This is a genomic window from Sulfurisphaera sp. (assembly GCF_059755235.1).
In genome coordinates this window covers 1-19,651 of record NZ_DBPRYF010000020.1, presented here as the reverse complement: position 1 = coordinate 19,651, position 19,651 = coordinate 1, and the positions used below count along the sequence as shown (strand labels likewise).

Below are 19,651 nucleotides of genomic sequence, written 5' to 3'. Positions count from 1 at the left end.
TAAAAGCTATTTTCAATTGTTCCTCAATTTTATTTGTGTTAATAATAAACGATAAACTGAAGGTTTATGATGATGAAATAGTAGGCTTAATCGGGAAAAACGGCAGTGGAAAGACTACTTTAATAAAATCTGCTCTCTGCCTTTATGACAATTCTAACACCGTTCTTGATGGAGAAGATTTCTGTAAAAGCAAGGACTATTCGAAGCTCTCCGCAGTATTTCAAGAGTCTTCAACACAAATTCTTTCGTTAACTTGCAAAGACGAACTAAAACTACAATCCCTTTTTCATCCAGTTGACGAAAAAATAGCAAAGGATATTATGGGAGAGTATTATGATAAGGATTTTTACATACTCTCTGACGGTTATAAAAAGAGGTTTGTTATTTCAAGTGTTTTAGCCTCTAAGCCTAAACACATCCTCTTTGATGAACCTTTTGCGAATCTTGACAAGTACGCTGTTAAACTTGTGAAAAGCGTAATACCTAAAGGTAGCCTAATAGCTGAACACAGAATAAGAGAGATCAGAGAGCTAGTAGATAGAGTTTATCTAATAAACAAGGAAGATATGAAAGAGATTGAAAAAGAAAAACTGTATGACGAGGATTTTTTAAAAAAGGAGGGATTAAGAGGATTTTCTTTACCTAAAATTGAAACTGAGTTAGGGAGAGAGTTATTGAATTATAAAGGGATTAAAGTTAGGGAGAGCGAAATACTTTGCTTAGTTGGTAGAAATGGAGTTGGCAAAACTACAAAGCTTAAGAGTTTAGTAGGGAAAGTCTATCTAGTCCTCCAAAACCCAGATTTACAGTTCTTTGAAGAAACGGTGGAAAAGGAGATTAAAGACGAGACCGTTCTTTCCCTTTTTAAATTGCAAGATAAAAAAGACAAGAGTCCCTTTACCTTGAGTTATGGGCAAAAAATGAGGGTTTTAATAGCTTCAGCTTTTGCTTCCCCTTACAAAGTTATTGCATTAGATGAGCCTTCTGTTGGCATGGACGGAGAAGCACTTCTCTCTTTTTATGAAGCTTTAAAGATACTAAAAGAGGAGAAGAGAGGAATAATAATTGCTACTCACGATGAAGACTTAATCCCTGTTTGTGACTCCATAATTAATATGGATCAGAATCCTGCGTGATCCTCATCTTTCAGTAGCAAGGTTAATCATCACGGGAAAAAGAAATTTAAAACTACAAGAATAAATGAAAGGGTGAGGAGTATTAAATCCATCTTTGTGGGTCTAAAATCCCTTCTGCCTTGAAATTTTCCATAGAGCTTTATTGTGTAAGCCGTATACAAGTCTTCAGCTACTTTAACCATTTGTACAACTAGAGGTAAAACCAATTTGCCTAAATGAAAGCCTATCTTTCTTGCTCTAGCGTTGAAACTTATTTCAGAACCTATTCTATAAAAAAGAGGGTAATAAGCAAAACCTACAACTAAAGGAACACCTTTTTCACCAAAGAGGTTTAAGATTGAAGAGTAATCAACATATTCGCTCATAATAAAATAAAGGTTAATATATGTAAGGGTTCTTAGTGTATAAATAAAGAGGTATTCCTTGTTAAATAAGTGCAAAACTAGAAAAGAGGCTATTACAATTGCTGCTTCAATTACCAATATTTTCCATCTTTTGTATATCAAGCCAGCAGTAAGCACAAGTGAATAAAAAGTAGAGTATAGTGTCGTTTCTACAACTGTAATTGCAAGAAAAATCAAGGAATAAAGAAAAGTTGACTTCAATTTTTATCCCTTAATAATTCCGCTCTTTATTAAATATGAGCCTAGTTTGTAAGATATATAGCCCATGATAGCACTTTCAACCAAGTATATCACGGTAAATATTATGCCTGCTAAAATTAGATTATTAAATGGAATTGTTTTAGGCATGCCTAGCATAAGTATACCAAAAATAACACTACCTACCCCAGTTATTGTACCTACTACGGTAGTATTTGTCATCACTGCCTTAAAACTTCTATAACCAATAAACCATGTTATTAATTCATCGACTACTCCTGCAATAATTAGCGTTGGTACCATAAAAGGAATTGGTATGTAAAGCACAGCACTTATTAAAGCAAGGAGTAAGACACTATATTTTTCGTTCATCGCTTGTAATCCAATAGATATTATAATAAGAGGAATTGTTAGAGTCACTATAGGATCGGTAAATACGTTAATGGCATAAGCTGCTGTTCCAAGGGCTAGAGCTGCTGCTGTTGCATAAGAAGCTATTGAAAAAACTACTCCATAAATTATTGTTCTCCTTTTCATGTATTGATTCTCTCATTTTTCTTTTTTAAAGTTGAGTTGTAATTTTTTCTTGATAAGTTAATTCTTTAAAAATTGGGCGTTGATCATTTTAGATCGAAAAAGTTAAAAAGTAAAAAGTTAAGCTACTATACATGCAGTACAAATGGATTGCATTGAGTAACACCACAGTAGGAATATTAATGGCATCCATAAATGGTACAATAACAATTATATCTTTACCTGCAATCTTTCGAGGTATTAATATCAATCCCTTTACGTCTTTTCAATATCTCTTATGGATATTGATGAGTTACAACATTGTTACTGCTACTCTCTTAGTTTCATTTGGTAAACTTTCAGATATATACGGCAGGGTAAGGCTTTACAACCTTGGGTTCCTGATTTTCACAATTGGATCAATACTTCTCTCAATAACACCTAATACTGGTGACCTAGGTGCAATGGAATTAATTATATTCCGTGTAGTTCAAGGAATAGGCGGAGCCTTCTTGATGGCTAACAGTACTGCAATCTTAACTGACGCATTTCCACCTAACGAAAGAGGAAAAGCGTTGGGAATAAATCAAGTATCTGCGTTAGCTGGTTCTCTAATAGGTTTAATCCTAGGAGGAATATTAGCTACAATAAATTGGAGGTATGTGTTTCTAGTTAGTGTGCCAGTAGGCATTTTTGGTACAATCTGGAGCTACGCAAAGCTAAGAGAACTCTCGACTCCAAGTAGGACAGAAAAGATCGACTGGATAGGGAATGCACTTTTCGCATCTGGCTTGATCCTAGTTTTAATAGGAATAACCTACGGTCTTATGCCTTATGGTTCTTCTCAATTAGGATGGGGGAATCCATACGTAATAGCCTCATTGGTCTCTGGAACTGGTTTACTAGCAGCTTTTGTTTATGCTGAGACTAAGGTTAAGTATCCTATGTTCAGGCTCGAACTTTTTAAGATAAGAGTGTTTGCAGCAGCTAATATAGCAAGCTTCTTGAGGTCAATTGCCTACGGTGGACTTATGATAATGTTAGTCATATTTCTTCAAGGCATTTGGTTACCGTTACACGGAGTTCCATATTCAGAAACACCATTCTGGGCTGGAGTTTATACCACTCCGCTGATGTTGGGGTTTGTAACCATGGGGCCAATAAGCGGTTGGCTATCTGACAGATATGGTAGCAGAATACTTGCAACTTTAGGTATGGTGATAGTTGGTGTTGGATTTCTCTTGCTAACTACTTTACCTTACGATTTCAATTACTTAGAGTTCGCTTTAATGATATTTCTCATTGGTATGGGGAACGGAATGTTTGCTTCACCCAATACTGCGTCAATAATGAACAGTGTCCCTCCACAGCATAGAGGTGTTGCATCTGGAATGAGAGCAACGTTGCAAAATGCTGGACAAACCATGAGTATAGCTATATTCTTTACAATAGTAATAATCTCTTTAACTTCTTCATTACCTTCGGCTCTTCAAAACGCATTTATACAAGCAGGAGCACCACAGTTAGCACCATTAGCCCAACACATCCCAGTTACTGGGGCACTGTTTGCAGCGTTTTTAGGTTATGATCCAGTAAAGACAATGTTATCATCATTACCTCCCGGAGTTACTGTGCCGCCTAGTGTTGTAGCTGTTATGGAACAGAGGGCATGGTTCCCTACTGCTATTGCACCGGCTTTCATGTATGCTTTAAGAAATGCATTTTATATAAGTGTTGTATTAGTATTCATAGCTGCAATCGCTTCTGCATTGAGAGGTACGGAGGTGAAACAAAGTGTTAGAAAATGAAAATAGGATACAAGTAATGTCAACTGTTGCCAAGATATACCGAGCTATGAGTAGAGAATTAAATAGGAGACTTTCTCAGTTAGGGCTTTCTTACCTAGACTTTCTAGTGTTAAGGGCTACGAGTGAAGGGAAAAAGACGATGGCTTACTTAGCTAACAGATACTTCGTAACGCAATCTGCAATAACAGCATCTGTAGATAAGCTAGAGGAGATGGGACTAGTAAGAAGAGTTAGAGACACTGAAGACAGGAGGAAAATAATGATTGAGATCACAGAAAAAGGACTAGAAACGTTTAACAAGGGTATTGAGATTTACAAACAACTTGCTGATGAGGTGACAAAAGACTTGAAGGAGGACGAAGTGATACTCTTGCTCGATAAACTCTCAATAATATTGCAAAAGTTGGAGGAATTAAGTTAAAAATTTTATTAGGTAGTTAAAATTTCTATAGATCGTATTACTTCTTGCTCTTGACCTACAGCAGAGAGTAGTAAGATTTCATTATGCAAGAAATTGAAGGTTATGTACAAAACTAGAAGATCCCACGAATTCTTTTAGTCTTTAAGAAATGACTATCATATGTGATAATAATTATTTCTTCATCAGCTAGGATAACGCATTATAATCCAAAATTTATTGCCCTTATGATAGTTCGTTCTTAATATTATAATTATAAACAGTTAATCTTGTAGATTCCCCGAATCTTTAAGAGCAAGTCAGTTGGGTAACCGCCTTATCACCGATCTATCTCCCCTAAAACTCATCATCAATCCTTAATAACTTAACCACGAAGTAATTTTTATGAGTATCGCTAACACAACAACAACTACTACTCAGTCTTTTCTTTCTAATTATATTAATTGGATAGAGATAGGGATCTTTATCCTTACTTTTATCTTACCTTTAGTCTATTTCATTTACTTCACGCGAAGGGTGAGAATTGGGAGTCATTCACAACAGAAAAAATTAGAAAGGAAAATGTTAAGGGTACCAACTATAACTTGGGATCAAATATATGATATGGAAAGCATAAAAGCTAGGCTGGACGAAATTGCTGAATACGTTAAAAATAAGGGAAAAGCTTACGGAGTAATCCTCTTTGGCCCACCGGGTACTGGAAAAACTAGTATAGCAAAAGCATTAGCAAATAAACTAAAGTGGAACTATTTTGAGCTAAGATCTGCTGACATCCTGAGTAAGTGGTATGGTGAAAGCGAGTTTCTTCTTGAGAACTTCTTTGACACTGTTGAGTTAAACACTCCAGCAGTTGTTGTAATTGACGAAATAGATGGTTTTACGTTGAAGAGGGAAGAAGATATACATGAGGTTACTCACAGATTGATTAATATCTTGCTAATGAGGTTGCAAGACTTACACGACAAAAACTTGCCCGTCATCATCATAGGTACAACAAATATACCGCAAGAGATTGACGAAGCTCTTCTTAGACCAGGTAGATTTGATGAAGTCATATATGTTCCTTTGCCAAATGAGAACGCTAGGGAGAGAATATGGTGCGGCTACACTCAAGGATTAAACGTTGACTGTAAAGAGTTAGCTAAGAGAAGTAACAGACTGTCACCGGCTGATATAAAAGAGATAGTTGAAGAGGTTAAGATAGAGTCAGAGAGACAAGGTAAAATTCCTACAACAGAGGATTTTCTTCACGAGATGGAAAATTATAAGCCTTCTGTACCAATCTCTACTCTCATAAAGTTTGAAAATATAGCTAAAAAGTACTCGAGGCATAAACTTGGAGAAAGACCTTTTGGAGTTCCAGATGTAAAGTGGGATGATCTAGGAGACTTAGAAGAAGTTAAAAAAGTAATTAGAGAGGCAATAGAGTTGCCTTTGAAGAATAGAAAAATAGCGGAACAACTAGGAATAAAGCCAGTTAAGGGTGTTTTACTTTATGGCCCCCCGGGAACCGGGAAGACAAGTATAGCAAAAGCCTTAGCAAACGAGTTAAATGCTTCCTTTATTATTCTTTCTGGTGAAGAGATTTCCTCTGCCGGCCCATTTAATGCTGGTGAAATTATTGCAGAGAAGTTTCATATTGCTAGAGACAACACACCAGCAATACTCTTCATTGATGAAATAGACATGATTGCAAGGGCAAGAGGGGAAAATGAGTGGAGAACAGCTCTTACTGAATTGCTAAGCCAAATGGATGGGGTAAGGGAAAATGAGGAAATTATTGTTATTGGAGCTACAAATAGACCTTGGGATCTAGACCCTGCAATTTTAAGGCCAGGGAGATTTGATAAAATAGTGTACGTGCCACCTCCGGATGAGATGGGAAGAGTAGAAGTGCTAAGAGTGCTTTGCAAAGGCTTGACTGTTGATGATAACACTCTCTTAAATGTTGCTAAAATTACAAATGGTTACACACCAGCTGATTTAAAATTAGTAGTTGATGAAGTGAGAAGAAATTTGCTAAAGGAAGCTGTAAGTGGAAATGCGGTAAGAACTACAGTCACTTTCAACGATTTTGTGAAGGTTTTAACAAATATAAAGCCAAGTGTTGATCTACAGATGCTTAGAATGTATGAAGAATTTAAGGTTCATAGATTATAAACAAGGATTTTATAAACACTTCTAGTTTGTTCTGTAGAATAGTAATTTCTCATTTTCCTTTTCTATTTATCTAACTGAATTTAACTCAAAATTTTTGAAGCTCTATATTTATCGCACAAGACTCCACTAAATTACACCTATAGGTTGTCCTTATTGATAAAATGGAATAAAAAAGTTTACTACACATGCATCAAAACTTGTCAAACTCAATTAAGGAAGAGATTGGAGAAAACTATAAATACCTAATGAGATTTTATTATTATTGCAGTGCGGCCGTAGTCTAGCCTGGATTAGGACGCCGGCCTGCCACGCCGGAGGTCCCGGGTTCAAATCCCGGCGGTCGCACTCCTTTTATAAAGAATGATTTAAGAGGTACTCTAAGTTAAAGGACAAGGTAAATGTATCATTGTAATGTTAGGAATATAATCTCATATTCGAGAGTTCGGCAAAGTCCCTAAGGGAGAATTTAAACGATAAAAATAAAATATTGATCAAAAATCCTCTGAGGAATAAACGGAGATATATTTCTTATGTTAGATATTGAGAGAAATGTTTTTAGTCTTTTGAGCTAATAATATTATTGAGATGAAGGGGAGGGAGGGTCAGAACGCTTGTTCCCTATCATAGTTCAATTACCACGCCGTTCATCATCCCCCCTAATCTAATCTAACTCTAAAATTAATAAAGATGAGTTTTCCATATCTAAGAAAATTGTTTGGCTATTGTTACAACTGAAAGCTTGCTTTAAAGGCAAGAATGAGCTTTATAGAAAACCTATAAATAACTATGATAAATAATGAAAGCGTATTTAGAGTCAATAAGGACTAATATTTACTTGAAATTGTGTACCACTATTTTTAATTCAATCTTCTTAAAAAATGAGAGTTTGCATATTTTCTAGTTTAAGAAATTTAGCAGAAAACCAGGATAAAAATTAAATAAGCCGTTGAACATTCGGATCTTGATCGATATAAAATTTACTACTAAAACTACATTCAAACAATTTCCTTAACCTTCTCCATTAATCTTACTACCTTATTAAATATCATTTTAAAAGCGTCATCTGGCAAATCTCCTTCATAGAAGTTGTCATGTAATGCCCTAGCCTCGATAAGAAGTTCATAAAAGGTTTCTCTAGGGGAGATCTCAGATCCATCTGAAAGTCTAATTGGCTTTTTATCTATATTATTTTTAATAAATTGGAATAGCTTCCCATGACTCCAATGCATAACTGTGATGTTTCTCTTGCTTGCGTATAGCTTTATTAAAGCCGTAACAGCACCCCATAACTTCTCTCCAGCTTGAATATATTCTCCTTTCTCTTTTAATTCAAGAGCTTCGTTGAAGTATTTTTCAAACAGTTTTTGATACTTATCAACTGAAGTTGAGGGTTCTTTATCAAGGTCTTTAATTTCGTCCATTATATCCTTAACGCTCCAACCAGTCTCTTTAGAGAGTTCATCAATCAACTGTAGATCTCTGGCATTAAGACTTTCCCTTCTAGTTAGCTTCTCGTAAATAGCAATCACTTCTGAGAATTCACTTAATTGCTTTACTAGAGCCACAGTTTAATTTCTCCTTGCAAATATTAAACCTTAGTTAAAGAGCAAGGTTTCCCCTTATATCTCTCTTGCATTTACTTCATAACTCGTTGCTTATAATAAAGTCTATGAAAGTTTGAACATTAAGGATCATTTAAAGCTTCCAAAAATTCTTTAAAGCTTCGTAAATTCGTCAATTTAGGATCATCAAAATCAACTTTATTTACATAATTTGGTAACATATGTTTCTCATATTTTTCCTTTCTTCTTAATTCATCTGAGGGCTTATCTTGAGTAGAGAGAGTAATCCATTCCTCAATTTCTTGGTCGAAAATTATTTCTTTCACCTTTTGAGGATATTTAATATTTCTTTTTAGCATCTCTAACTTCTGCCTTATTTTATCTACTGGTTTTCCGTCAGCATCAACGAATACAAGGATTTTATCCGTTTCCTTTTCCCAAAATTTAATTATCTCTAAAATTTTACCGGTAAAAATCTTTCCCGCACCTTTAGTGCTTATACTTTTTTGTACTTCTATCTCTGAAGGGATTTTTCCAGTAGTTTTTAGCCTTTTTATTACTCCATCTAAGAAATCTACAGCATAAGTATCTTCAGTAATTATTCTTATTTTTTAGGGGTTGGTTGGGTTTGTCGAATAGAAGACCCACCCACTAAGCGTCAACCCCTCCTCAACTAGTTTATCTTTCAATTTCTCTGGATCTTTAATCCTTTCAGCCTTTGTCTCTCCTTTTTCTTTGTAAAACAGTATTATATCTTCTGGGTCAAACATATCAATCACCATTGGCGAATGAGTAGTTACAATGAATTGAGGTGAAGAATAAGATATTACACTGGCTAACTCCTCTATGAACTTCAGGTGAAGCGAGTTCTCTACCTCGTCAATTACCACTAAAGAGGGTAAGGGTTCTAAAGCATATATTGCAAAAAGTATAGTAATCATCTTTATTATACCTGCAGGCACATTTATAGGACGTAAAGGAAGGGTCTTATTAAGATCTGGGATTAGCTCTCTAGTTATTAAGACAATGTTCCCGCTATCTTGTGATGTATATCTATCTATGCTCAAATTGTTTTCTTTCAAAAACATGCTAATTGGCTCTGGTAAGCCTTTATATGCTAATAAATTGTCAATAACTCTAGCTAATCCATAACCATCAACCTCTAGTTTTGGAGGATAAGAGTAATGTACCGGAGCGAAAGCCCTTTCCGGATTTATTCTTAGAGGAATGAAACTGTTGGCAAAGCTATGCATGAATTCAAATAACTCGTTAAACTCATTAGGAGGTACTGGTGTTATTAGAAAAGAGTTGAAAAACAATGAGCTAGGTTTTTTACTAAGAGAAAATATGCTTGCGGATGAGTCTAAATCTGTTTTTAGGACTGTTCCCGTTTTTGCATTTTTCATTTCAACGTTATTAAAAGTTCTAGCAAAGAGAAAGTCTTTATATTCTAGCGTTTCCCTATTTATTGTAAGCCCATTTTTACCGGTGATATCTGCAGAATAGTGGAAATTTTCACCATAAATTTCAAATGAAATAGGAAGGGAGGTGTCACGAAGGAATACAACGTCCTCGTAAATTCCAAATGTTTGAAAAGGATTAGAAGGAAAAGAAGAAGGATTTATTAACTCTTTTAGAAAGATGAAGAAGTCGACTAGATTTGATTTTCCACTGCCATTGGGGCCAACTATAACATTTACTTTATGTAATTCAAGGTCAATATCACGAAGGCTTTTAAAATTTCCAATTCTTATCCTCTTAATCATGATTAAAGATACTCAACTGAGAATAATTAAACTTGATGAGAGTATAAAATTAAAAAAGTAGTAACTTTTTGATATAGAAATTGTCACCCTATTTTGTGCTTCCTTAAAAAGTCATATAAGGCAACCAGTAAAACACCAATAATCAAAAGCATATCAATAGAGGCATACTTACCAAAGCCATATCCAAGCCAACCAAGCCAATCTTGGTTAGGAATTCCATTACCATATGCTAAGTAGAAGTTCAAAACACCGGTATGCGCTATTAAGTTAGAGTGATAATTGGGAAACATTGACATGAAGAGTTCTTTATTTATGTTACTAATGGGAGTTAGGTATAAATAATGAAAGGACGTACTGAGACCCATATAATACGTAATAAATATTTGTAAACGTAAATGCAGGTATCGTAGGGTAAATTTGAACATCAGCTTGATAGTAGTCTGTATACCCAAGGAAGGGATATGGGGATAATGGGGTCGGCCAATTGGTTGTTGAACTTGATATACTGAGATTTAGTATGTTTGTTTTAACTACGTTACTCTGCGGGAATAGTATTTGAAGCAAAGTCGAACTATTAATGTTCAAGACTTCTGAATAATTATAAATTTCTTCTACTCTTGAAGCTTTAAAAGGTGGGTTTGAATGGTCATTAAATAAGACTTCACCACCAGATAGTAAATAAAGTTTAGATTGAACTAAGTAGTAGCTAGCGTTAAGTTTAGTTACATTAGTAACAAAACCATGGCTACAATTTAAAGATGGCCCTGGGGAGTATGTTCCAATATAGACAAGCCACAACCCATTAGAGAAACTACCTTGATATTTCTCATGTAACGCTGTTCCAAAGTAGTAAGCAGACACGGGGATGAAGTTAATAAAAACGCTTGCAAGTAGAAGAATCAGCGCGACTATTGTTAATATCCTCATTTCTACACCTCTTAGTTGAATATTTAATTTTCTTATATAAAAACCTTTTCGTAAGTTCTTATCGAATTTAATTTTAATCGGAAAAATTCACAAAGATTATATATGAGTGTATAGTACTATTTAGATATATCTAGTTTATATTTGGAAAAATAGCAGAAGTTCTTCAATATTTAACTTAAGCGCTGGTAATGTTATTTTCTTCACCTCAAATAGATTACTTTATTATAGATATAGTCGTTGTTTTAGCTTTACCAATGTGTATGAAAACGTTTCTCCATGATAAAAGAGATTGTATTACTGACTTTGAGGATAGGATATTTAATAATTAATAAGATATAATGAATGAAAGGGAATAGTGATTGGAAAACACTCGTAAAAAAGACAATTAATATATCCTTCTCTCCACTATTTATTATGTGATGTTTGATAAAGGTGTCCTTGATAAGTTGAAAATGTTTGATTGGAAAGCTTATCAAGTGTTATACGCAATCCTTTTTGGCTCTATAGCTAGAAGAGGGAAAGGGAGAGACATTGATATTGCCGTAGAATTTGAGAATTATAACCTTGATTTACACCTAAAGTTGTTGAACGACTTGCAAGACTATTTGGACACAGATTTAGTTGACCTAGTCGCAATAACTGATGACACAAGTTGTTACCTTATTCATGAGGTTTTTAATAACACTAGGATAATTTACATTAGAGACGATGAAGCTTGGTTTAAAATGAACAATAGGATAAACGAGTGTGAGGATTTCTTAATTGATGCAAAAAAACTTAACGAAGTAGAAAACGCTGCATTAGCAATAATGAATAGGTGGAAGGAAAGTGGCAGTACTAGATAAACTACTTAAGTTGGTTGAGGAATACACTTTGAAACTTGATGAAATAAATGATGTTGATGATTGGATAACTTACCAAGCGACACTTCATATGCTTCAAATACAAGCTCAAGCACTTATAGACCTTATCAGGAGGCTTCTTTCCAACATGGGTATTACTGCTGACTCATATAAGGAGAGCGTGAGGAAATTATTTGAGAACAAATTACTGACAGAAGAAGAGTTCCGTTTTCTAAATTCAGTTATTTCATTTAGGAACATTCTAGTTCACGCTTATGCTACTGTGAATGAAGACATTGTGAAGAAGATTATAAAGGAAAGAAGTTATAGGAGATTGCTTGAAATTGCTATTAACTTAAAGAGAAGAGCTGAAAAATATTGGGACCCTTAGTTTGATAAGGTTGCTAAAGACATTAGACTTTGTTACTTAAAATGACAGTGAGAGCTGAATTATTTCTTTAGGCTAGAGAAATTTTTTAGTCTTTTGAGCTAATAATACTATTGAGATGAATGGGAGTGGTCAGAACGCAAGTTCTCTATTATAGTTCAACTGACACGCCGTTCATCATTCCCCCCAATCTAACCCTAAATAAATAAAGATGAGTTTTCTGTCTATGAAAGGTAACATTATATGCGTGGAGAGATCATACTACTAAATAATAATATTGACCACTAATCCTAGTAAGACGTTTTATAAAGAGAATATTTAAAATAGTTCTGCAAGTAATTTGTCACTTAACGCGTACTTTTTCTCTTCTTTAATCAAAAAGGAGTAATCAAGCAGGTTGTTGATTAGAGTGTAAACAGTTCTATCGTTAACCTTTTTACCCTCGAGACTCTCTAGCGAGAGCTTTATATCACTCCAAGTACAACCATCTTTACAAGTCTTAATAATTCTTATATATCTGTCTTTGGCAATCATTCTACTGTACAAAAAGTTCATAAACTCCTCCTTTAACAAACCCTTAGCGATCTCCTTAGTCCTCTCGATAGCCCTATCGAAATCTTTTGTGGTAACTGCTGTATGACCGTATAAAGTCAACCAGCCTGGATTACCACCAAACTCTTCATAAACCTTGTCTCCATACTTGAAATCAATTCCAAACTCCTCAAACCCTTTCTTTAAAAATGAAATGGCAGTGTCTTTGTCAAAGGGCTTCAATTGAATCTCTGAAAAGCCCCTGCCGTAAAGTGGAGATTTCGCGTCTTTAATCCTTAAGAACTTAGAGAAAACTCTTATCTCAGAACCAGTGATGATAAAGGAGAGGTTATCTAAGTGATCAAATGCATAAGCAATTGCTGGTAACAAATCATAATCCCTCATATTCTCTAGCTCTTGTGCTTCGTCAATAACGATTATCACTCTCTGGCTTTTGTCCTCACCCCATTCATTTAGCTTTTCTAGTAAGTTAATAAATTCGGTTCTTTCTTCTTTGTTCCATGAGAAAGAGACAGAAATACCCTCAGAATTAATTGTAACACCTTTAATCCTTTTCAAATAACTAATAAATTCCCCATATTTACCTTTTTTAAGTTTCTTATTTATCTCTCCTTCTAACAACGAAAGGAAGTCCTTATAGTAAATATGACTCTTTTGCTTGGCTATCTCTCTTATGTCTAAGAAAAGGTAATCAGATTTGAGATTGTTTAAGCTAGAAAGTATTAGTGAGGTCTTTCCCATCCTTCTTAGTCCATAGACTAATATAAGTGGCTCAGCGGAGTTTAAGAAATTCTTTAGCGTTTCTATTTCCTCTTTTCTGTCAAAGATGTCACTAATTTCCTTTTTTGGCTTTGGGTCAAACAGCATAAAACTTGTACCCCCCCAAGTAACTTGGGGGGGTACAAGTAAATAAGGTTTTTAGGGCGTGGAATTAACGTAAGCTCAAGGGAAAAATTAGGAAGACGTTAATTTTTATCTTTATGATAAAGATTTGCGAGTTAATTTAGGCAAAAACTAATGGCTTTTCCCTGCTCAAGTATTTAGGAATTAAAAAAAAAACTTGTGTATTTAAACTCGCTTAAGCCTAGAAAGTTAGACAATGTAAGGCTAGTTTTTCAAGAAGTAACTTAGTAAAACCAAATATTTTATTAGGAGTCAAACGGGCCATCTAATAGTAAAAACAGATATGTAACATTTTGATTTTCGAATTTTCATTCTAATGAAATCCCTAATGAGTTCTTATGATGATAAAGTTAATAAATTCTAATGCTAAGTATTATGTATGGGATCAAAAAAGGATGACATAGAAAATCACATCCTTAAACTAGTTAAGCTAAATCCTTTGTTATATAAGGGGTACACAGAGTTTAAATCAGAAATTGAAAGTCTTATAAACAATAAGAATGAAAAATCCTTCCTCATTTCTACAGTGGGAGATAACAAAGAATATTTTCGCTTAAAATCTATTTCTTCAGCTTACGATTCCCTTTATTACTTTTTTGAAATAGAAAAAATATTAACCTCAAAATTTGGGGTTAGATACAAGTATAAGGATCTTATTCCTCTTACTTTTAAATTTCGCATTTTTCCATTATTTAGTTTTACACTAGACAGCTTAACATTTTCAATATATTGGAGAGCGAAAGAAGAAGATAACTATGATTTTTTTGATTTTCTTAAATTATTAAAGAAAATTAATTGGTCTAGTACTAAAGATAAAGAAAAAGATAAACCAATTATTTTGCTTAAAGCTAAAGATTCGACAAAGGTTCAAATTTCATCACTTAAATTTATAGAATCAAGGCATCAATTATGGCCTGAAAAATCAGATGACATAAGTAAGCTAGGAAGTTTCTACCTATTCAATTGGTTATATCCCCCTAAGAACCCAGAAAAATTGGAAGAGATCTGGTGGGATTCGCCCTTTATTTTCTTTGATGATGGTGAATTGTCACCATATTTTGAAATACTCTTAGTTAATAAGACGATATCCTATTCAAATGGAAACCACGTTAAAATTCTAAATAGTGATCTGAAATGGATAGTTGTAAGTGATTTGTGTGAAACAAAAGCCAGAGGACTTAATGCTTCAATAATGATTAGAAAGTTCACTTATGATCAAGGACTAAAAGAAGAGTGCAGGATTCTAGCTATGGACTCAATTAAACTTAGCGATAATGAAGTATTAGGAAGTGGCGATGAAATACCATACACCTTAATATCTATAATTCTCCGTAAACAATATCTTTCTTCTACTCATCCTTTTAAAATCGATAAAAGGGACGTAGCAAATAAAATGAGGGAACTTTTAAGCGATCCTATACTTAAGTCATATCTTCGAAGTTCTACACTCAATCAATTAGGTTGGCGTTTATTAGATCCTAATAATATTGATTTTATGATAAAAGCATTGGGAGTTTACGAGGCTAATAAAGACTCTATTATATATCTGCATCCTGCATTATATGAAGTTTTAGAATATCTGAGAGCTAACGGTGTTATAACAACTGCAGATAAATTGATAGAATTTGTCAATTGCATAGCAGATAATAAGGATTTGACTTCTGACGTAAATGAGCTTAATAAAAAAGTAAGAAATTACTTTAATATTAGTGTAGCGAAAAATGGTATAATGAATGTGAGTGTGGCAATAACGCATTTACCCAAAGTAATTAGCTTTTCGAAGAAAATAAAAGGTGAGCCGTTATGGGTCTTAACGAGGATTTAGAAAGATTAGCAGCTGCTTATCAAGAACTACTAAAAAGAGAATTAGAGCCTTTCTTAGGTGATAAGGATAAAAGCGAGCCTTTAAATGATGTGAATTTTAAGAAGTATATGTTAAAAGATAAGGATATTAATGAAGTTTGTAACAAATATAGTATCAAAGATTGTGATGAGTTAAAGTCTCATTTAATAGATTATAGCCAGTATGGAGGATATCACACACCTCACTTTGACCTCATCTATAGGATAGTAAACATAAAAAACTGGGAAACTCAGCCACCCCTTCCTTTAGAATATCGTATAGAGGTGAAGGAAGAACTTGCACCCGATTTTGGTAGATGGTTACTTAGTAAGGATATATTAAATAATGATATACTGAAAAATCTAGGTATTATGCAAGAAGACATAGATTTACTCGAAAAAGCTTTAGGTAAGAATGCAAGGGTCTCTACGTTTCAAAAGGACGTAATACGCGAAATTCTTAAAGTTTCCAACAGCTCAAGGGATCAAGCAGTAGGCATAGGCATAATAGCACCAACAGCTTCAGGGAAGACCCTTTCTTTCCTAATACCTGTTCTGATTAAAGCATTAGAAAGAGTCAAAAAACGTGAGACGGGAGTTTCTGCTCTCTTGGTTTATCCAAGAAAAGCCTTAGAAAGAGATCAACTAAAAAGAATCCTAGAAATAATAGATAGACTTAATGAAACGCTAAATTGGAATAATAAAGGGAATATAGATAAAATTTATATTACTATAGGAATTGATGACGGTGATACCCTAAGGAAAAAGAAAGTACAGGATGGTGATAGCTTTAGAGACTTGAAATGTGTAAAGAGTGGATGTGATGGTAAGCTAGTCTATTCAGTAGATAAGAGTGGTAAAGTGATGGTAAAATGTGAAAAATGCGGTAAAGTGTATGACTATATTATTGCAACAAAAGACGACATATGGAGCAATAAACCAACAATATTAATCTCTAACATCCATACCGTATATAGAAGATTAATGCATAAAGATAGAGTAAAAATGTACTCCAATTTAGACTATGTAGTGCTCGATGAAGCTCATGTTTATATAGACTATCATGGTGGGCATGTATATTATATCCTTCAAATGCTAAAATATGTAGCAAGAAAATCTAACCCTATATTTATATTCTCATCGGCTACAATACCTAACCCAAAAAAATTTATTGAAGCTTTGTTTGGTCAACCAGTAGAAATTAAACGATTTGGAAAAGATGACAAAGACGAAAAAGGGGAAAACGAGTCAAGCGAAATTGGTCCTAGTGAAATGAAATATAAAAGACTTATAATTAGACTTTATCTTCTTCCAAACCCGCTCAGAAGCATAGAAACTTTGTATGAAGCAACAGCTTCAGCGGTAACCTTATGGGCTCACAAATATAATCAGAAAGTAATAACATTCATAGACAGTATAGCTGAAATAGCAACACTTGGAGATTATATTAAAAGTGTAATTCTGGGGACTAGACAAGGTCGAGAAATAGTGGATCATGTGAAGGAGAAAGACCCTAATATTAGAGATCCGTTAAACGACTATAGCTGGATTACTATAGCACCAAGTAATGCTAACGACGTAAATTTTCTAACAGGAAAATTCAAAAATAGTATAGGGATGCATCACGGTGGACTAGGAAAAGACAAAAGATCAGAAATAGAAGCTGCTTTTCAAGAAGGTAAAATAAGACACTTAATGTCGACTTCTACTCTAGAATTAGGTATTGATATATCTGATGTCGCAATAGTAATTCAATATAAATTGCCTATGACTCCTGAGGGTGTTATTCAAAGAATAGGTAGAGCCGGTAGAGATACCAACTCCTTTAGAATTGCATTAGGAATTATATTATTGCCTTCCTCACCAATAGGAACTCTCTATATGCATAATCCAAAATTGCGTAAACGATTTGCCGATATAAAGGCTAATAGACCTTATGTAGTGGGCTATAATAGTGACGTTATTAAGTTACAAGCACTTATTAGTTCCGTCTTATTCAAAAGAGCTCTTGAAGGTAAAGAGACCTATATTACAGAAACAAGAGAATGGAATACTGATAAGATATCTTCAGCGATCAAAGAAATACTAAATGAACTGAAAGACAATAATTTAGATAGTTTAATCTCTCAGATTGGTCTGTTGGACTTAAATGAACTAAGAGATAAAAAAGCTCAATTACAGAAACTTCTAGAAAATATACTTGATAGGATTAATAACTATATTGCTAATAGCAACACCAGAAACGTGGACATAGATGAAATCACAGATAAATTAGATTCGTATATAAAGAAAATAAGCAATCTGCTTTGGAGGATATCAGAATTTGAAAAGAAGATGTCAGGCAAGAATATAAATCTTAGCTCTCTCAAAGTAAAATTCATATACTATAATAAAGATAAAACCCAAGAAATAGATCCAATTAGTTTTCATAGATATACTCTTATTGATGCTCTTGAACTTTTGAGCTCATTGAGAGAAGAGATCATATATGCGGGAGCCTCCTCAAACAAACTGAATATTGAGAATTGGATTAAACAGAATGAAATTAAAATAAATAACTTAAAGAAAAATCTAAATCAAATTAGTATGGTTAAGGAAGGCAGTAAATTACAGAATAAGATATGGGAGCTTGTTAATGAAATATTCCAGAAAACAAAATCATTAAGACTCGTAAATATGCTATCCTCAATATTTAATGAAATAATTCCAGAAGAAGGCGAAGAAACAAAAGACAAACTTTTACTTTTACAGATCATTAACTTTTTGTTAGGCGTAGACAATACTAGCAATAGTTTAGATAATATTTTAAATGTGCTGAAAAACATAGATGTGAATGTGTACTATATTGATAAGAGCATACAACGTCTAAAAGGGGCTTTAGGAAAGCGAAAATTTACTATTTTTGATATAATAAATAGGTTATCTAACAACAAAGTGAAGTTCTCATTAATGTTACTACCTCCGTTCCATGAAATAGAAGTGAAAGAAATAGAAAAGGTGGGATTAAATGAGTGAGAACAGGTTTTCAACTTCTAGGTCTAGGCATGGTAGAGAAGCATTATATGCACTTACACCATTCAAAATACAAAACGTTGAGTTTAGTCGTAGTACTGGTGCCAAAAATTACAGCCTAATATTGGCCCCAATAGCATTTATGAAACTTAATATAGACTCGCTTACATGGTATAAAGGTTATTTGGACAAATTCAAGGTACATCCGCCAATGCTAATTACTAAAACAATTACTAAAACAGTTATTCAGCCGATCAGATTATATACATGGGTTTTTAAAAATAATAGTCCGCTGAAAATTATTTATCAGCCTTCTAAGGGAAAAAAGATTCCCTACTATTATTCGCGGTATATCGAATATAGTTACGATTCGCTTAGCAACGGCCACTATTGTGAACTAGGAATAGTTTTACTATCGTCTACTCAAACATGCCCATTAGCAGGACAATGTAATCTACAAGAACGAATAGACGAAAAAGATAAATTCTATTGCAATCACTATATGGGGCCTAGTCCCTATACTGCTATATATACGGTATTTCCTTATGTCATGAGTATATATGAAGAATATAGCATGGGAGATAAGGAAGAAATAATTTCTCTTCCTCTATTTAAGATGTATTACATACCGGCTGGTCAACATAAAGTTTTTATTAATGGTGTCTATTTTACACCAAAGAAAGATAAGGATATGCTTCCTAGACTTCTATTTCTTAATCCCACTATAGGTTATAGAATTAATAACGCTCCTGCGATAAAATTCGAATTCGATTACTCTAAGTTGAAGGAATCAATAAAGGAAGTACTAAATAGTGATGATAAGGTAAGAATGTGGATAAAGATTAAGTATAAACTTTATATAGGTAGTGGTGTGTTTAACGCTTATAAGACTTTTTATAAAAAAACTCCCTTCACTAAACTTGCTGATTATTTATTAGACGAGCAAAAGAAACAAAAGCTGTTGAAGGAGATTGATAACACTAATATAACTGATGATGAGATTGAATTCGCTAGTTTTCTATTCTTGCATAGCCTAGCACATATATTCTTGAGCTGGATTTCTACAAAGTATAACTATTGGGGCGAGGGAATTTCCTACTATATTACTCATCCTCTTTTAAGGAATATCAGTGAACGTGAAAATAAAGTAGCTGTTTATATAGTTGAAGAAGCAATAGGTGGGCTAGGATATCTAAAAAGTTTCAAAGACGAAGTTAAAA

The 19,651-nt window shown here is 33.9% G+C and carries 18 protein-coding genes and 1 tRNA gene; 11 read left to right on the top strand and 8 right to left on the bottom strand.

Annotation, left to right across the window (positions count from 1 at the left end):
- Positions 1-35: 35 nt before the first annotated feature.
- Complete coding sequence (locus AC3OCB_RS02270; protein ID WP_498340571.1) at positions 36-1,136, top strand: ABC transporter ATP-binding protein; 1,101 nt, start codon at positions 36-38, stop codon at positions 1,134-1,136.
- Between the two features lie 29 nt (positions 1,137-1,165).
- On the opposite strand, the gene AC3OCB_RS02265 is transcribed toward AC3OCB_RS02270, so the two are convergent.
- Positions 1,166-1,741, bottom strand: coding sequence for a hypothetical protein (locus tag AC3OCB_RS02265; RefSeq protein WP_498340570.1), 576 nt, complete (start codon positions 1,739-1,741; stop codon positions 1,166-1,168).
- 3 nt (positions 1,742-1,744) lie between these two features.
- Positions 1,745-2,275: a hypothetical protein gene (locus AC3OCB_RS02260; RefSeq protein WP_498340569.1), complete on the bottom strand. Its 531-nt coding sequence runs from the start codon at positions 2,273-2,275 to the stop codon at positions 1,745-1,747.
- Between the two features lie 131 nt (positions 2,276-2,406).
- Here AC3OCB_RS02260 and AC3OCB_RS02255 point away from each other — a divergent pair, with 131 nt between their 5' ends.
- The 5 genes from AC3OCB_RS02255 to AC3OCB_RS02235 all read left to right on the top strand — a co-directional run bounded on the left by AC3OCB_RS02255 (position 2,407) and on the right by AC3OCB_RS02235 (position 6,982).
- Positions 2,407-4,059, top strand: coding sequence for an MFS transporter (locus AC3OCB_RS02255; protein ID WP_498340568.1), 1,653 nt, complete (start codon positions 2,407-2,409; stop codon positions 4,057-4,059).
- Entirely contained in the window at positions 4,046-4,480 is a 435-nt protein-coding gene (locus tag AC3OCB_RS02250; protein ID WP_498340567.1) for a MarR family winged helix-turn-helix transcriptional regulator, read from the top strand. Before AC3OCB_RS02255 ends, AC3OCB_RS02250 begins: the two co-directional genes overlap by 14 nt.
- A 381-nt stretch (positions 4,481-4,861) precedes the next feature.
- On the top strand, positions 4,862-6,637 hold the full coding sequence (locus AC3OCB_RS02245) for an AAA family ATPase (protein WP_498340566.1): 1,776 nt from the start codon (positions 4,862-4,864) through the stop codon (positions 6,635-6,637).
- A gap of 144 nt (positions 6,638-6,781) precedes the next feature.
- Positions 6,782-6,883 (top strand): TRASH domain-containing protein, encoded by a 102-nt coding sequence (locus AC3OCB_RS02240; RefSeq protein ID WP_498340565.1) that lies wholly within the window; start codon positions 6,782-6,784, stop codon positions 6,881-6,883.
- Positions 6,884-6,906: 23 nt separating this feature from the next.
- Positions 6,907-6,982 (top strand) — tRNA-Gly (locus AC3OCB_RS02235).
- A gap of 650 nt (positions 6,983-7,632) precedes the next feature.
- On the opposite strand, the gene AC3OCB_RS02230 is transcribed toward AC3OCB_RS02235, so the two are convergent.
- From AC3OCB_RS02230 to AC3OCB_RS02210, 5 genes are all read right to left on the bottom strand, one after another.
- Positions 7,633-8,202: a PaREP1 family protein gene (locus tag AC3OCB_RS02230; protein ID WP_498340564.1), complete on the bottom strand. Its 570-nt coding sequence runs from the start codon at positions 8,200-8,202 to the stop codon at positions 7,633-7,635.
- Positions 8,203-8,321: 119 nt separating this feature from the next.
- Positions 8,322-8,525 (bottom strand): hypothetical protein, encoded by a 204-nt coding sequence (locus tag AC3OCB_RS02225; RefSeq protein WP_498340563.1) that lies wholly within the window; start codon positions 8,523-8,525, stop codon positions 8,322-8,324.
- A 285-nt stretch (positions 8,526-8,810) separates the two neighbouring features.
- A complete protein-coding gene (locus tag AC3OCB_RS02220) occupies positions 8,811-9,965 on the bottom strand; it encodes an AAA family ATPase (RefSeq protein ID WP_498340562.1) in 1,155 nt (384 codons plus the stop codon).
- A gap of 83 nt (positions 9,966-10,048) precedes the next feature.
- Positions 10,049-10,210 carry a hypothetical protein gene (locus AC3OCB_RS02215; protein ID WP_498340561.1) on the bottom strand — a complete coding sequence of 54 codons (162 nt, stop codon included), beginning with the start codon at positions 10,208-10,210 and terminating at the stop codon, positions 10,049-10,051.
- Positions 10,211-10,283: 73 nt separating this feature from the next.
- The gene (locus AC3OCB_RS02210; protein ID WP_498340560.1) at positions 10,284-10,892 is read right to left on the bottom strand and encodes a hypothetical protein; all 609 of its coding nucleotides are present in this window, start codon (positions 10,890-10,892) and stop codon (positions 10,284-10,286) included.
- A gap of 419 nt (positions 10,893-11,311) precedes the next feature.
- Here AC3OCB_RS02210 and AC3OCB_RS02205 point away from each other — a divergent pair, with 419 nt between their 5' ends.
- Positions 11,312-11,737: a nucleotidyltransferase family protein gene (locus AC3OCB_RS02205; protein ID WP_498340619.1), complete on the top strand. Its 426-nt coding sequence runs from the start codon at positions 11,312-11,314 to the stop codon at positions 11,735-11,737.
- On the top strand, positions 11,721-12,125 hold the full coding sequence (hepT, locus tag AC3OCB_RS02200; protein WP_498340559.1) for a type VII toxin-antitoxin system HepT family RNase toxin: 405 nt from the start codon (positions 11,721-11,723) through the stop codon (positions 12,123-12,125). The genes AC3OCB_RS02205 and hepT overlap by 17 nt, the downstream gene beginning before the upstream one ends.
- A gap of 315 nt (positions 12,126-12,440) precedes the next feature.
- Here the strand turns inward: hepT and AC3OCB_RS02195 are convergent, their stop codons facing one another.
- Positions 12,441-13,541, bottom strand: a complete 1,101-nt coding sequence (locus AC3OCB_RS02195; protein ID WP_498340558.1) for an AAA family ATPase — start codon at positions 13,539-13,541, stop codon at positions 12,441-12,443.
- Between the two features lie 415 nt (positions 13,542-13,956).
- On the opposite strand from AC3OCB_RS02195, the gene AC3OCB_RS02190 reads away from it, so the two are divergent.
- The 3 genes from AC3OCB_RS02190 to AC3OCB_RS02180 form a co-directional block, all read left to right on the top strand.
- Positions 13,957-15,402, top strand: a complete 1,446-nt coding sequence (locus AC3OCB_RS02190; protein ID WP_498340557.1) for a hypothetical protein — start codon at positions 13,957-13,959, stop codon at positions 15,400-15,402.
- On the top strand, positions 15,381-18,434 hold the full coding sequence (locus AC3OCB_RS02185) for a DEAD/DEAH box helicase (RefSeq protein WP_498340556.1): 3,054 nt from the start codon (positions 15,381-15,383) through the stop codon (positions 18,432-18,434). Before AC3OCB_RS02190 ends, AC3OCB_RS02185 begins: the two co-directional genes overlap by 22 nt.
- A partial coding sequence (locus AC3OCB_RS02180; RefSeq protein WP_498340554.1) for a hypothetical protein occupies positions 18,427-19,651 on the top strand: 1,225 nt, incomplete at its 3' end. The genes AC3OCB_RS02185 and AC3OCB_RS02180, both read left to right, overlap by 8 nt.